The sequence below is a fragment of the Synechococcus sp. CCY9202 genome (genome assembly GCF_034931685.1).
In the GTDB taxonomy this organism is placed as follows: domain Bacteria; phylum Cyanobacteriota; class Cyanobacteriia; order PCC-6307; family Cyanobiaceae; genus CBW1002.
The window spans coordinates 1-13,876 of record NZ_JAYGID010000141.1 but is presented as its reverse complement, the minus strand read 5'-3'; the positions used below and the strand labels follow the sequence as shown (position 1 = coordinate 13,876).

14 protein-coding genes and 1 pseudogene are annotated in these 13,876 nt (G+C 65.1%); 7 read left to right on the top strand and 8 right to left on the bottom strand.

The genetic code is table 11. The annotated features are described in order from the left end of the window. Positions 1 to 65: 65 nt before the first annotated feature. Both VB777_RS17240 and VB777_RS17235 read right to left on the bottom strand, forming a co-directional pair. Positions 66 to 281: a hypothetical protein gene (locus tag VB777_RS17240; protein ID WP_323250510.1), complete on the bottom strand. Its 216-nt coding sequence runs from the start codon at positions 279 to 281 to the stop codon at positions 66 to 68. 147 nt (positions 282 to 428) lie between these two features. Further along, positions 429 to 923: an SDR family NAD(P)-dependent oxidoreductase gene (locus VB777_RS17235; protein WP_322757972.1), complete on the bottom strand. Its 495-nt coding sequence runs from the start codon at positions 921 to 923 to the stop codon at positions 429 to 431. Positions 924 to 1,340: 417 nt separating this feature from the next. Between VB777_RS17235 and VB777_RS17230 the strand changes: the two genes are divergently transcribed. Beyond that, positions 1,341 to 2,306, top strand: coding sequence for an ABC transporter substrate-binding protein (locus tag VB777_RS17230; RefSeq protein ID WP_323250508.1), 966 nt, complete (start codon positions 1,341 to 1,343; stop codon positions 2,304 to 2,306). 86 nt (positions 2,307 to 2,392) lie between these two features. On the opposite strand, the gene VB777_RS17225 is transcribed toward VB777_RS17230, so the two are convergent. Beyond that, positions 2,393 to 3,676, bottom strand: a complete 1,284-nt coding sequence (locus VB777_RS17225) for a GGDEF domain-containing protein (RefSeq protein WP_323250506.1) — start codon at positions 3,674 to 3,676, stop codon at positions 2,393 to 2,395. A 443-nt stretch (positions 3,677 to 4,119) separates the two neighbouring features. Here VB777_RS17225 and VB777_RS17220 point away from each other — a divergent pair, with 443 nt between their 5' ends. Both VB777_RS17220 and VB777_RS17215 read left to right on the top strand, forming a co-directional pair. Next, positions 4,120 to 4,338, top strand: a complete 219-nt coding sequence (locus VB777_RS17220; protein ID WP_197171249.1) for a hypothetical protein — start codon at positions 4,120 to 4,122, stop codon at positions 4,336 to 4,338. After that, on the top strand, positions 4,335 to 5,060 hold the full coding sequence (locus tag VB777_RS17215; protein WP_323250503.1) for a TIGR04283 family arsenosugar biosynthesis glycosyltransferase: 726 nt from the start codon (positions 4,335 to 4,337) through the stop codon (positions 5,058 to 5,060). Before VB777_RS17220 ends, VB777_RS17215 begins: the two co-directional genes overlap by 4 nt. Before the next feature lie 34 nt (positions 5,061 to 5,094). On the opposite strand, the gene VB777_RS17210 is transcribed toward VB777_RS17215, so the two are convergent. Further along, positions 5,095 to 6,168 (bottom strand): methyltransferase domain-containing protein, encoded by a 1,074-nt coding sequence (locus VB777_RS17210; protein ID WP_323250501.1) that lies wholly within the window; start codon positions 6,166 to 6,168, stop codon positions 5,095 to 5,097. A 138-nt stretch (positions 6,169 to 6,306) separates the two neighbouring features. Between VB777_RS17210 and VB777_RS17205 the strand changes: the two genes are divergently transcribed. After that, positions 6,307 to 7,014 carry a TIGR04282 family arsenosugar biosynthesis glycosyltransferase gene (locus VB777_RS17205; protein WP_323250500.1) on the top strand — a complete coding sequence of 236 codons (708 nt, stop codon included), beginning with the start codon at positions 6,307 to 6,309 and terminating at the stop codon, positions 7,012 to 7,014. Positions 7,015 to 7,020: 6 nt separating this feature from the next. Here the strand turns inward: VB777_RS17205 and arsS are convergent, their stop codons facing one another. Continuing rightward, positions 7,021 to 7,989: an arsenosugar biosynthesis radical SAM (seleno)protein ArsS gene (arsS, locus tag VB777_RS17200; protein WP_416238132.1), complete on the bottom strand. Its 969-nt coding sequence runs from the start codon at positions 7,987 to 7,989 to the stop codon at positions 7,021 to 7,023. Between the two features lie 259 nt (positions 7,990 to 8,248). Here arsS and VB777_RS17195 point away from each other — a divergent pair, with 259 nt between their 5' ends. The 3 genes from VB777_RS17195 (at position 8,249) to VB777_RS17185 (ending at position 11,135) form a co-directional block, all read left to right on the top strand. Further along, on the top strand, positions 8,249 to 8,950 hold the full coding sequence (locus VB777_RS17195) for a DUF305 domain-containing protein (RefSeq protein WP_323250496.1): 702 nt from the start codon (positions 8,249 to 8,251) through the stop codon (positions 8,948 to 8,950). A gap of 360 nt (positions 8,951 to 9,310) precedes the next feature. Further along, positions 9,311 to 9,679, top strand: a complete 369-nt coding sequence (locus VB777_RS17190) for a DUF411 domain-containing protein (RefSeq protein WP_323250494.1) — start codon at positions 9,311 to 9,313, stop codon at positions 9,677 to 9,679. A 7-nt stretch (positions 9,680 to 9,686) separates the two neighbouring features. Continuing rightward, positions 9,687 to 11,135 (top strand): multicopper oxidase family protein, encoded by a 1,449-nt coding sequence (locus VB777_RS17185; RefSeq protein WP_323250492.1) that lies wholly within the window; start codon positions 9,687 to 9,689, stop codon positions 11,133 to 11,135. 33 nt (positions 11,136 to 11,168) lie between these two features. On the opposite strand, the gene VB777_RS17180 is transcribed toward VB777_RS17185, so the two are convergent. The 3 genes and pseudogenes from VB777_RS17180 to VB777_RS17170 form a co-directional block, all read right to left on the bottom strand. Then, positions 11,169 to 11,609 (bottom strand): cupredoxin domain-containing protein, encoded by a 441-nt coding sequence (locus tag VB777_RS17180; protein WP_323250490.1) that lies wholly within the window; start codon positions 11,607 to 11,609, stop codon positions 11,169 to 11,171. Beyond that, positions 11,609 to 13,687: a copper-translocating P-type ATPase gene (locus VB777_RS17175; RefSeq protein WP_323250488.1), complete on the bottom strand. Its 2,079-nt coding sequence runs from the start codon at positions 13,685 to 13,687 to the stop codon at positions 11,609 to 11,611. Before VB777_RS17175 ends, VB777_RS17180 begins: the two co-directional genes overlap by 1 nt. Before the next feature lie 67 nt (positions 13,688 to 13,754). Next, a pseudogene (locus tag VB777_RS17170) lies at positions 13,755 to 13,876 on the bottom strand (IS1595 family transposase); the annotation flags it as partial.

The window sequence follows — 13,876 nt, the reverse complement described above, 5'->3', positions numbered from 1 at the left end:
CGGGATCCGCTCCTCGATCGAGACGTAGGAGAACAAGGAGCCGCTGCGCTCCTGCTGACCTCGCATCAAACCTGGGGCAGTTGACTCATTCTCGCAGAGGAAGCGGGGTTTTTCAGCAAACTCTTAAAGCGATCGCGCTGTGTCGATGAGACATCATCAGAAAGGAAATTTGCAACATGATTTTCTGGCCGCTCGCTTGGCAATGAAACAAATGAAACACCACCACTCGGCACGCCGGTCAGCAGAATCTGCGCTCCTGGCAGATTGAAGGCATTATCCATATCTCCCTGAAGCATATCGAAACCTCAGCACATCGAACAGGAATGCATAGTCCCGTCGACAGAGGTGAGGAGCGCGTTCAGCTCGGATCCATTCACCTGATCCCGCCAGATTTGTCGTTGCATCTCCGCAAATCAAGCCTGCCACGATCAGCCGAGAACGAATCCACCATCCACCACCAGAGTCGAACCCGTGATGTGTGCAGCCTTCTGCGAGCAAAGAAACAGGACACTGTCGGCAATGTCCTGGGGCGAGAGAATCCCACCGAGCGGCAAACCGGATGCCAGGTTTTCTGCCGCCATCGGTGCAGACGTATGTTCTGTGCTCTCAAGGAAACCTGTCAGCATCGGAGTTAGAACGGGCCCGGGAGACACCTCATTGATCCGAACACCCCATCGCGCACACTCCGCCGCTGCCGACTTGGTCAACAGGGTCACCGCACTCTTGCTGGCGTTGTAAAGACTGTTCCCTCGGAATGCACGCTGACCTGCAACCGACCCAACGTTGACAATCGAGTCACCACCATCACGCATCGCTTCCACCTCAGAGCGCAGGCACAGAAATAAGCCCCGGGCGTTTGTTGCGAAGATCACATCAAAATCAGGGCAAGCTTGACGCGATCCGTCCGCTGGGGTGCCTCCCATCCCGAACCCTACGCGAAAGGCAGTCAATGCAGCGTCATGCAACAAACCGCCATCCCCATCAACCAGCCAACACCAGAAGCCTTGAAGCGATCAAGACCTTCTGGAATGAAACCAGTTGCAGAAGCAGGCCCAGCTGATGCAGATAACCGCAGAATTGAGCCGGGTCAGATGGAACCTTGAGCATGGGCTTCTTCTTCAGCGAGTCGCCATAGCACTGTTGGAACGCAGCAGCCCAACCTGCTCACCTCCAGGCGATCGAGAATCATCGAAGAAATCATGTTCGGTGGACCTGGCCAAGTGGCAGCTGCCATCTCCGGCCCCACGTCACTGTAAAAAAGTCATACTATGACACCCACCACTCAGCACCTGGCTTCTCCTGTGGCGCCTCTGTCCGTCCCTGGCGTTCCACGTCTCGTAGTGCGATGGCTTGGTCTGGCCGCGCTCGCTCTTGGGGCGGTCAGCTGCAGTTCCAGCATCACGACTCTCACCGTGCCGGTGAGTCGCTGGCCGGGATATGAATTTTTTCCTCTGGCCCATGAACTGGGGCTGGACCGGCGCCATGGGCTCTCCCTCAACCTGAAGACCTACGCCAATCCCCAGGACATCGTGCACGCCTACTTACGCGGAGATCTTCAGCTGGCCCAGCTGACCACCGTGGAGGCCGTGGACCTCTGCAACCGGGTTCCGAAACGGTGCCCGGTGGTGGTGCTGGTGCTGGACGAGTCCCGTGGAGGGGATCAGGTAGTGGTGAAACGCTCCCTTGACTCCATTGCCCAGCTCCGCTCCCTGCCGGTGGCCATCACTCCGTCCACCTTGGGCCCGTTTGTTCTGAGCCGAGCCCTGGCCCGTCACGATCTCACACTGGATGATGTCGAGCTGAGTCCCATGCCCCTGGAGGCGATGCCGGATGCTCTGGTCCGTGGTGATGTGGCTGCCGCTGCCATGTTCCCGCCCTTTTCGGATCAGGCCATCGCTACCGGCAAGGTCCGCCCGCTGTTCACCAGCCGCGAGATTCCAGGCGAGATCTTCGATATTCTTGTCGTGGATCCTGACTTCCTGGCCAGCCGTCGACGAGATCTGGTCCGCCTGCTGCGTGTCTGGCAGGACGCCCACAATGAGGCGGATGAGCGGCCCCACCCGGCTATCGCCATCATGGCCCGGCATGAAGGTGTGACAGAGAAGGCTTTCCGTGACTCTCTCAAAGGCCTGGTGTTCCTGTCCCTCACCGAACAACAGCCACTGTTCGCCCCAGACGGAATTCTTGAGCGTAACCTCAGGATATTGCGGGAGGTTCAGGCTTACCTGAACCTGCTTCCCGCCGATGCACCCTTGCCGCCGATCGACAACTCGATCATTCAGGAGGCTCTCAGCAGCGAAGTTTAGCTGCTATCAGCGCAGGGGAACAGAGCTGTCCTGCGCATCTTCGGTCTTCAATTCCACGGAAACATCGGCAGACGGCTCAGCAACGGTCACGCCATGACGGCCCAGACGCCCCTTGCGGACATACAGGGCCTGGTCGGCTCGTTCCTCAGCAGGCTTGCTGATTCATCGCGCTGCGGGATGGCGCAGGCAACACCGATGCTGGCGGTGACCCACCCGACCACGGGGCTCGAGCCATGGACGAGCGCCATGGCGTCCAGGGTAGCGAGGATATCGTGGGCCAGCTTGGTGGCTTCAGCCAGTGGGGTTTCAGGCAGTAACACCGCAAATTCCTCACCTCCGATCCGACACACCAGGTCAGAGCTGCGCCGGGCCTGGCTGCGGATGACGTCGGCGATGGTCCTCAAGCAGGCGTCCCCCTGCACATGTCCGTAGAGATCGTTGTAGAGCTTGAAGTGATCCACATCCAGCAACAGCAGGCTCAACGGTTGTCCACTGCGGAGACCTCGGCTCCATTCCTCGCTCAGTCCCTCATCAAAGCTGCGGCGGTTGCCGACAGCTGTGAGGCCATCGGTGCTGGCCAGGGATTTCAACTGTGCCGTGAGTTCCTGTCCTTCTGTCACCAACTTCAAGAAGCTGCGCATCAGGCTGCCGATCTCCATGGGGGCATTCTTGATTGTGGAGCTCAGGAGGGCGGTGTTCACATCTTCCCCAGGAGTCTTCATCAGCTGCTCGAGTTGCAACAATGGCTTCAGAATCCGATCCGAGGTTCGCCAGGCAAACAGCAGGCCCACAAGCCAACCCAGCGCCAGTCCTGTCAACCAGAAGGCAAAGCCAGTCCTCAGCGCCTGATTCTCCTTTCGCTTGAGTGTGTCGCGCTGGTCGTCGAGTTTGCGCTGCAACGCCGACAGCTCTTCCCCGTGGCGCCGGATGGCGGTGATGGCCGGGTCACTCAGCATCGTTTCCAGAACAGCGGACGACACCGGCTGTTGTCTGGCCTGGGCGGATCGGACCTCTGCTGCCGTTCTCTCCAGGTTGCGCAACACCTGAACCGAGAGCAGGCGGATGGCTTCCAGTTCCCGATGGAAAGCGGGATCAGCTGAGGCCATGACCAAGGAAGCCAGCTGTTCGTCCAGTGAAGCGCTGAAACCCCTGAGGCCCTCAATGTCGCGATCCAGCTGGTTGATCAGCTCAGCAGGGGGGCCTGGTAGTAAGTATTGGCCCATGTGGGGCACAGCCTGCAGCAGGTTGAAGCTGAGGTGGGTGAGACTGTCAGATTGAAGCGCGACCCGACTGGCCTGGACCGAGATCCGATGGCTGGTCCAGGAACTCAGGGCCCAGCCCCCCATCGCGGCTACGGTGACGATCGCCAAGGTGGTTGTCTGGATCGCGAACAGTCGCCGACGAAGTCCCACACCCCATGGCGTCTTTGTCGTAAGATCTTAGGGCGGATTCGACGCCCCGGCAGATTGAGCGTCGTCCGGTCAACTGGGAGCCAGGACTGAATGATCGCGGTGTCACGGGACCAGCCTGGTGTAGCGCTGCGATCCAGGTGATTCATCACAGTCATCGCCAGCACTTTCGTCTGGCTCAACAGCACCACCAGCTGCTTTCCGCGTGTGATGCCGGTGAACACCAGGTTGCGCTGCAGCACGGCGTACTCCTACGGCAGCAAGGGAATCACCACCGCCAGGTCTTCACTTCCCTGACCTTATGAATCGTGCAGGGATAGGCCGGCAGCCGATTGTCGAGTTCACCCCAACCATCGATCACCGCACGCCCGTAAAAAAAGCACGGTCTGTTTGCTGTTGTCGGCATGCAACGCATCCATGGTGCCCACAACTCCGCTGAACATATCCCTATCGTCGTTGTTGACATCTCCACCACCTTGTCGCCGGCGGCAAAGCGCCAGCAGCAGGTCGAACTCCAGCAGCCGCTTCGGTGCCCGCTCGCCATGGTGGGTTCGATGCTCGTCGATCCCCCCGGCGCCGAATCAAAGTGCCCGGACTTGAAGCCGTCCCCCTCGGCAGCGTGACGATCAGCAGCCGCCTCGACAACGGTCCGGTCCAGGATCCGCGGCTCAAGCCGCGCCTCAGTGTGATCATCCCACTGCTGAATGAGGCCCGTGCTGCCCGGCAGTTCGGCGCGGCGTGGCAAGCGATGGCAGCCAGCGGCGCTGAGGTGCTGCTGGTCGATGGCGGCAGCGAAGACGGCACACTCGTGCTGATTCAGCAGCTCGGCCTCCAGGTCGTTGCGGCAGAGCGGGGCCGGGGCCGGCAGCTGCAGGCGGGAGCCGAGCGCTCCAGCGGCGAGATCCTGCTCTTCCTGCACGCCGATACGCAGCTGCCCGCCGATGGCCTGGAGCTGGTGCGCCGCAGCCTGCAGGGCCCCCGCTGCTGGGGCCGGTTCGATGTGCGCATCGACGGGCAGCAACGGATGCTGGCGGTGGTGGCCTGGGCCATGAACCTGCGCTCCCGCCTCAGTGGCATCGCCACCGGCGATCAGGCCATGTTCATGACCCGCGAGGCTTACCGGCAGAGCGGCGGGTTCAGGCCGCAGCCGCTGATGGAAGACGTGGATCTCTCAGCCCGGCTGAAGGTCCTCGCCCCACCCGTCTGCCTCAAAGCCCGGGTGACGACCTCAGGCCGGCGCTGGGAGCGGAACGGCGTCGTTCGCACGATCCTGCTGATGTGGAGCCTGCGGCTGGCCTATCGGCTTGGGGTGCCGGCCTCGACCCTGGCCCGGCTGTATCGCTGAGGATTGATCTCAGGCCCGGGCTCGACGCCTCGGTTCAGCAACAGGCGCTGCCCGTTGAGGCAGAGGTGAAGGGCAGGGCTCCGCCGCAGCCGGGAAACAGGCCGTAATGGTGGCTGAAGTCGCCGATGAAGCTGAAATGGGGCGCCAGGCGACTCTCGGCAAGCATGCGGTAAGTGTTGCCACACACCGGAAACACCCGGCCCGTCTCGATGGCGTGGTGCTGATCGAAGCGCAGCAGATGGGGGTGGGCCGGAATCGTGCCGCGATAGATCACCGCCTGGCCGTGATCTTCACAGGCATCCTCCAAGCCATCGATCCGGAACAGGCGATAGGTAGCGGAGAAAAAGCGGATCTCTCCGGTCTTGGCGGCCAGGTCAGGGTCGGTGATCGCCAGGGGACGATCCGCCACCAGCCGTGGATCCAGGAAGCCGGCCTGTTGAGCCAGCCGCCGGAAATCGTTCCAGTAGAGGGCGCCGCTGAGGCACTCGCCGTAGAGCACCGGATCCTGGCGCAGGGCCTCAGGGATGCGCCGGTCGGCATACACATCGGCGAAGTAGAACTCCCCGCCAGGCTTGAGCAGCTGCCGCACCCCCTGCAACACCGCCAGCTTGTCGGTGGAGAGATTCACCACACAGTTGGAGATGACCAGATCGAAACTGGCGGGCTCCAGATGGAGCTGATCCAGCTGCTCGATGATGCCGGCGACAAAGCGCACATTCGCGTAGCCGAACTGCTCGGCGTGGTACTCGCGGTGCCGGTTGGCGACGGCCAGCTGCTCGGGCGTCATGTCGACGCCCACCACCTCACCGCTGGGGCCCACCAGCTGGGCGAGAAGGTAGGCATCCCGGCCGCTGCCGCAGCCCAGGTCCAGCACCCGGGCCCCCTCCAGCAGGGGTGGCGCCACCAGGCCGCAGCCGTAGTAGCGCGACAGCACCTCGGGGTGGAGGCGCGCCAGCAGGGGCCTGAGCTCCGGCGGCACGGCGGTGGCATCACAGCAGGCCGTGGTGCGCAGGTCGTCGCTGCTGGTGAGGGTGGAGCCGTAGTACTGCCGCACCACGCTGGTGAGTTCAGCGGCGCCACTGGAGCAGGTGGAGGGATCGGCGGTCATGGGGTCTCAGGGGAGCGGCGCAGGGCGCACAGGGGTCAGGCCTGTTGCAGGCGCTGACCACCGGCGGAAGGACTTCACTCTGGATCAGGGGTTCGACGACTGTGGCGCCACTCCGGAACCGCTCTTCCACTGCCAGGGTTGGCGGCAGCCCGCCGGGTCCCTCCGCCGATCACCGCCGTGAGCGAAACCTGCCGCACGATCCTCTTCGCCAAGGCGCCGGTGCCCGGCCAGGTCAAGACCCGCCTGATCCCCGCCCTCGGAGCCCGGGGGGCGGCGGCCCTGGCTGCCGCGATGCTGGAGCGCACGGCGGCCAGTGCGAGCGAGGCCGCCCTCGGCCCGGTGGAGCTCTGCGTGGCGCCCTCGCGGCAGTTGCCCCTCTGGCAGGAACTGAACCTGCCGCCGGATCTGGCCTGGAGTGAGCAGGGGGAGGGGGATCTGGGGGCGCGAATGGCGCGGGCGGCGCGGCGCGCCCTGGCGATGGGTGAACCGGTGCTGCTGATCGGCATGGATTGCCCCGCTCTGGGCACCCGCCAGTTGCGCAGCGCTGCCGCCCAGCTGCGGGATCACGATGCAACGCTGCTACCCAGCCAGGATGGGGGCTACGTGCTGCTGGGCCTGCGGCGGTTTGAGATCAGCCTGTTCGAGGCCATGCCCTGGAGCACCCCAGTGGTGCTGGAGCAGACGCGGCGGCGTCTAACAGCGGCAGGCTGGTCCTGGCAGGAGCAACCGCCACTGGTCGACATCGACACCCCCGCAGACCTGGCCAGCCTGGATCCGCACCTTCTGGAGCTGGCGCGGCGCTGGGCCCCGGACCTCATTGCCTGCCAGACCTCACCGCCGGAATGAGGGGGCTCACTCCAGCGCGCCGCCGCAGCTGGAGCCGCTGCCGGCCGTGCAGCCGAAGCAGTGGTTTGCCACCGCGATCGGCTCAGAGGCTGGATCCCAGTGCAGCAGATCCTGCAGGTGAGCGCGGCGACCCTCGGCCCCCGAGGTGGCACCGAGGGGAAGCCGCAGCTGCTGGTTGAAATCACAGTCGTAGAGGGTTCCCTGCCAATCGACACTGATCAGCGAGCGACACATCACCTGGGCCAGATTCGTCTCACGGTGGCTGCTGCGAAGCCGCTGCTGATAGGCCTCCAGCTCACCACTGGACTGCAGCACGGCCGCATAGCGCTGGATCGGCATGTTGGCCAGGGCAAACAGCTGGTTGAACACGATGCCGAAGTCGGCCGCGAGCACCCGTTTGTAGTCGGCCTCGAGGCTGGCCTGGGGCGGCGGCAGCACTGGGCCCTGGGGGTTGTAAACGAGGTGAAGCTCAAGGCCGGACCCGGGCCGGCCGTAGCCGAGGGCGTTGAGCTGGCGCAGAGCCGCGATGCTGCGCACGAACACACCATCGCCACGCTGCCGGTCGACATTGCTGGCCGAATAGCAGGGCAGCGACGCCACCACGGTGACGCCCTGCTCGGCAAGAAAGACCGCCAGATCCTCCTGGCCCGGTTCACTCAGGATCGTGAGATTGCAGCGGTCGATCACCGTCACCCCCAGCTGCCTGGCGGCCACCACCAGCTCGCGGAAGCGGGGGTGAAGCTCCGGCGCGCCGCCCGTGAGGTCGAGGGTGTGGATCCGGCGGGCCAGCAGCACCTGGGGGATCAACGCCAGGGAGGCGTCGTCCATCATCTCGGTGCGGCTGGGACCGGCATTCACATGGCAGTGGCTGCAGGCCTGATTGCAGCGGTAGCCGAGGTTGACCTGCAGGGTGGTGAGGGCACCGCGGCGGATGGCCGGGAAGGTGATGGTGGGTGTGGGTGCTGCGTCCTCCAGCGGCACGGCTGATCTCTGTTGGCCAGCCGTTCTCTGGTGCACGGCCGTTCTCTGGTGCTCTGACAAGGCCATCTCAGATGCTGGGGAGGATGCGGAGACCCTTGGGTTGTGCGTCTGATCTTGGCCAACCCTGCTGTCCGGTGTGCCAGCAAGGCGAGAGACCACCGACGCCAACCTTGACTCTCCAGTGAAGAGGAGCCCATACGGTGGCCTCATTCGCCTTGTTGTGATGCCAGCAGGCACGCTTCGGATCAGCTTCATGGCCCTGGCTGCAGCTGCGCTGTTGTCGTACACGATGTCTTTCGGGGCCTTCGCCCAGGTGGATCCCCACGAGGGTCATCGCGGCATGGACGGCATGCCAGGCATGACGACCCCAACCGGAGAGGATCCTGCCCATGCCGGTCATGCCCATGACGTGGGCCCGGCCGGCGCCACCTACGACCTGCGCTTCATCGACGGCATGGTGCAGCACCACACCGGTGCCCTGCGCATGAGCGAATTCGTCTTCGACATCGGCCAACCCGGTGTCGGGGCCCTGGGCAAGAGGATCTGGCGGGATCAGGCCAATGAGATCCGCGCCATGGGCCTCTGGCGCAAGGCCTGGTACCCGCAGGCTCCCGTCTATCCGGTGGCGCTGGCAGCAGGCGGCGATCCCAACAGCCTGTCTGGTCTGACCCGCATGAGCCAGGCCCAGATCGACGGCATGCGGATGATGGGCGACGGACCCACCAGGGAGAACCGGGTGGTGTGGTTCCTCGAAGGGATGCTCGACCACCACGGCGGCGCGCTGATCATGGCCCACGACGCCCTGGCCAAGAGCACCAACCCCACGATCCGGCGCTTCGCGCGGCAGGTGATCGTGGCGCAACGGGCCGAGATCCGGGAGCTGCGCCGCATGCTGGCGGTGGAGGGGTTGCGCAAGCCTGAGTACCACAAGTACGACGCGCTCTTTACCCTCTGAGCTCCAGGCCACGACTTCGGCAAGGACACGTTCCCAAGGTCCCTGCAGCGTGTCACCAGGGCATGAGCTGATCTGCTCGTACACCAGAAGATCAAGCCCTCTTGACTCTCCTGCAAGATGGAGACATTAAGGTGTTTGAAATCCCCCGTCAGGCGCTTGGGTATGGGATTCCAAGGGATCGATCCAGATCATTCCAGCCCCCCACGCGCGTCACGGCTGCACGGTCGGGGGTGGCTGTTAGCCGCGATCCTGGCGGGGCTCTCCGTGGTCGGTGTTGGCTACTGGCTTGCGCCGTCCACCATCCGGACATCGGTTGCCAGTAGTGCCTCGATATCCGAGTCCTCGGCTGCAGACCGGCATGTGATCGCGTATCGAACGGCCAGCTGCGGTTGCTGCAAGGGGTGGCTGGATCACCTGCGCACCGAGGGCTTCAGCGTGGAGGATCACGTGGTGGCTGATCTGGAGACGATCAAGCGCAACCTGAAGGTCCCCGCCGACCTGGCGTCCTGTCACACCGCCACGGTGGCTGGCTATGCGATCGAGGGACACGTCCCAGCCAAGGCGATCGAGCTGCTGCTGCGGCAGCGACCCGCGGTGGCGGGCATCGCCGTGCCGGGCATGCCCCTTGGTTCGCCGGGCATGGAGTCGTCTCTGGGGAGCGAGTCCTACACGGTCTTCTCCTTCGGCAGCGACGGATCCCACCGTCCCTTCCTGCAGATCCCCGCCTGAGGGAGCGATGGCATTGCGACTCGGCCGCCGCCCCTTTCTTGCCCTGGTGGCCGGTGCCTCCGCAAGCGCCGCCGGCGCCGCCCTGCTGGGACGCTCGGGACAGCTCCGCTCGGCAGGCAGCGCCAGCGCGACCGCTCCGTCCCGCCTGCGCTCCAGCGGCGGACGGTTGGACCTGGATCTGGTGGCGCAGGAGACCGAAGTTGCGACCCCAGGGGGGCCGGCCAGGGCGCTCACCTACAACGGCTTGCTGCCAGGGCCCCTGCTGGAGATCGATCCGGGTGATGCCGTGCGGATCAACCTGCACAACCGCCTGCCTCGCCCCACCAACATCCACTACCACGGCCTCCACATCCCTCCTGGCGGCAGTGCCGACAACGTCTTCCTGAGCGTGGGCCCAGGCAAAAGCCACTCCTACGCCTTCACCCTGCCGGCCGACCATCCCGCCGGCACCTTTTACTATCACCCCCACAGCCACGGCACGGTGGCCGATCAGGTGTTCGGCGGCCTGGGAGGGATGCTGATCGTGCGCGGTGCCCTCGATCGGATCCCCGCGGTGCGGGCCGCCGCCGAGCAGGTGCTCTTCCTCAAGGATCTTGCCGCTGAGAGGGGCTCCAGCCCGATGGGCATGGGACTGATGCTGGGGCGCGAGGGAGCGGTGCTCACCGTCAACGGCCAGGTGAACCCGACGCTCTCGATGCCCGCCGGTGGTCTGCTGCGGCTACGGATCGTGAACGGCTCCAGTGCCCGCTTCTGGCGACTGGCACTGGAGGAGCATCCCTTCCACCTGATCGCCACCGATGGCGGTGCCCTCGAAGCACCGGTGGAGCTGGCGGAGCTGCTGCTGGCCCCCGGCGAGCGCGCCGAGGTGCTGGTGCGCGGCGAGCGGCAGGGCGGCCGCTACCGGCTGCTGAACCTTCCCTACACCCGGGGGGCCGGCGGAATGATGGGTGGCATGGGCATGGGATCAGGCCCTGGACAGCAGGGTCCGGTGTCGATCGCCACCCTGACCTACGCGGGATCGGTGGCGCCCCTGCCGCTGCCGGAGCGCCTGCTGCCGGTCGAGCTCCTGCCGGAGCCGGTGCGCCGTCGCCGCTTCGTGCTCAACCACGGCATGGCCCCCGGCATGGGCATGGTGTTCCTGATCAATGGCCGCCCCTTCGACCACGGCCGGATCGATACCCGCGTGCGTCTCGGCGATACGGAGGAGTGGGAACTGGTGAATGTCGGAGTGATGGACCACCCCTTTCACGTGCACATCAACCCCTTCCAGGTGATCAGCCGCAACGGCAAGCCCGAGCCCTTTCGCGCCTGGAAAGACGTGGTGCTGCTGCGCCCAGGCGAAACGGTACGGATCAGAACCCGTTTCGACGACTTCACCGGGCGCAGTGTGTACCACTGCCACATCCTCGATCACGAGGAGCTGGGCATGATGGGCATTCTGGAGATCACCGCCTGAGCGGACGCGATCAACCTGGATCCCCCTCCTGCCTCACTCCACCTCCAGCACGCCTCGCACCATGTTCATGCCGCAGTGGAAGGGATAGGTACCGGCTTCGGTAGGCGGCAACTCCAGGGTTGTGGTGGCATCAAGGGGCAGATCAAGGGTTTTGTGGAAATCGGGGAAGATCACCTGGGCCACACAGCCGCTCGGATCGATCCGGTGAAAAGCCAGCCGCATCGGCTGGCCGGCCTTGACTCTGATTCTTGAGGGCGCATAGCCACCATCCACGGTGATGGTGATCTCCTGCAGGCCCTGCTCCCCTTCGCGGGCCGCCACCCCATCGCCATGGCGACCCAGGAACCACCACAGTTCCCAGACGATCAACGCCACACCCACGGTGGCGACCAATGCCTTCAGCGCCATGGGCTGCTCGATCGTGCGCCAGAGCGGTTCGGCATGGATCAAGTCGGCAGCAAAGAGATGGGTCATCAGCTGGCTGCAACGGGCAGGGGCGTGGGCCGAAAGTTCCGCAACCTCAGGGCATTGCTCACCACCGACACCGAGCTGAAGGCCATGGCGGCGCCGGCGATCATCGGGCTGAGTAGCCAGCCGGTGAGCGGAAAGAGAACACCGGCGGCGATCGGAATGCCGGCCACGTTGTAAGCGAAGGCGAAGAACAGGTTCTGGCGAATGTTGGCCATGGTGTGGCGACTGAGCTCGATCGCCGCCGGCACGCCGGCCAGGTTGCCGGAGATCAGCGTGATGTCGCTGGCGGCGATCGCCACATCGGTGCCGGTGCCCATGGCGATGCCCACATCCGCCTGGGCCAGGGCGGGGGCGTCGTTGATGCCGTCGCCCACCATCGCCACCAGGCCCTCGCCCTGCTCCTGGAGCTTGCGAATCACCGAAGACTTGTCGGCGGGGCGCACCTCGGCGATCACCCGCTCGATCCCCACCTGGGCGGCCACCACCTCGGCGGTGCGGCGGGCGTCGCCGCTGAGCATCACCACCTGCAATCCCAGGCGCCGCAAGGCGGCAACGGCGGCTTCTGAACTGGCTTTGAGGGGATCCGCCACGCCGAAGCAGGCCTCGATCCGCCCGTCCACCACCACCGCCGCCACACTGCAGGCCAGGGCCTCCAGCCGCTCCACCAGGGGCTGGAGGGCTTCGGTGTCGATGCCGAGCTCGGGGAACCAGCGCGGGGTGCCGACCAGCACCTGCTGGCCGGCAATGACTCCCTGCACGCCGCGTCCCGCCACGGCCTCGAAGCCCGCCACCGCCGGGAGGTTGCCCGGGTTGAGCTGGCGTGTGGCATAGGCCACGATCGCCTCGGCCAGGGGATGCTCCGAGCGGGATTCCAGCGCGGCCGTCAGGGCCAGCAGGCTGTCAGCCGGCACCACCCCACCGGACAGTCGCTCGAACTGCGTCACCTCCGGCTGGCCGCGGGTGAGGGTGCCGGTCTTGTCGAGCACGATGGTGCGCAGCTTGCCGGCGGTTTCGAGGGCCTCAGCGCTGCGGAAGATCAGGCCGTTCTCCGCCCCTTTGCCGGAGGCCACCATGATCGAGGTGGGGGTGGCCAGGCCCAGGGCACAGGGACAGGCGATCACCAGCACGCTCACCAGAAACAGCATCGCCAGCACCGGATTGCCGCTGACCAGGAACCAGATCACGAAGGCGGCGATGGCCAGGGCGATCACCACCGGAGCGAACCAGCTCACCACCTGATCCGCCAGGCGCTGCACCCGGGTGCGGGAGCTCTGGGCCTGACGCACCAGCTCGACGATCTGGGCCAGCACCGTGTCGCCCCCCACCCGGCTGACGCGGAAGGTGAAGCTGCCGCTGCGGTTCATCGAGGCGCCGATCACGGCATCGCCCGCCGCCTTGGCCACAGGCGTGGGTTCACCGGTGAGCATCGATTCCTCCACCCAGGAACTGCCCTCACACACCACCCCATCGGTGGGCAGCTTCTCCCCAGGGCGCACCTGCACCAGATCGCCCACCACCACCTGGGACACGGGGATCTGGACCACCTGGCCGTCCCGCAGCACCCGGGCGGTGGGGGGCTGGAGCTGCAGCAGACGCCGGATGGCCTCGGAGGTCTGTCCCCGGGCGCGGGCCTCCAGCAGGTTGCCCAGCAGCACCATGGCGAGGATCACGGCTGTGGTTTCGTAATAGACGTCTGCCGGCAAATCTTCGGCGATCAGCAGCTGGGGAAAGACGGTGCTGAACAACGAGGTGAGCCAGGCGATGCCGGTGCCGGCCGCCACCAGGGTGTTCATGTCGGCGCCATGCTGGCGAAAGGCCGAGGCGGCGCCGCTGAAGAAGCCCCGGCCGCACCAGAACAGCACCGGCGTGGTGAGGATCAACTGGGTCCAGGGACTGGTGAACCAGGCCGGCAGGAAGGGCAGGCTGTGGACCCCGAGCATGTGGGGCAGGTTCGAGAGCATCACCAGTGCGGTGAGCACCACCGCCACACTCACCTTGCGGCGCAGCTGGGTGAGCTCCCGGGCCAGCTCCCGCTCCATGCCGTCCGCCGATCGGGCCATGCCATCCGTCGATGCGGCCATGTCATCCTCAAATATCTAGAAGGTTCTGCTCACTACTAAGAGCTGAAATCTTCAAAGCAAGGCTTGATTAGGTAGCAAGCTCCGCTCTCCTGAGGAGACGCTCGGGACGTGCGGTGCAGATACAGACGGCATGAACCACCCGGTCTGTCATCGCCGAAAGATTGAAGCGCCGGTTGAAACGGTAAGTGA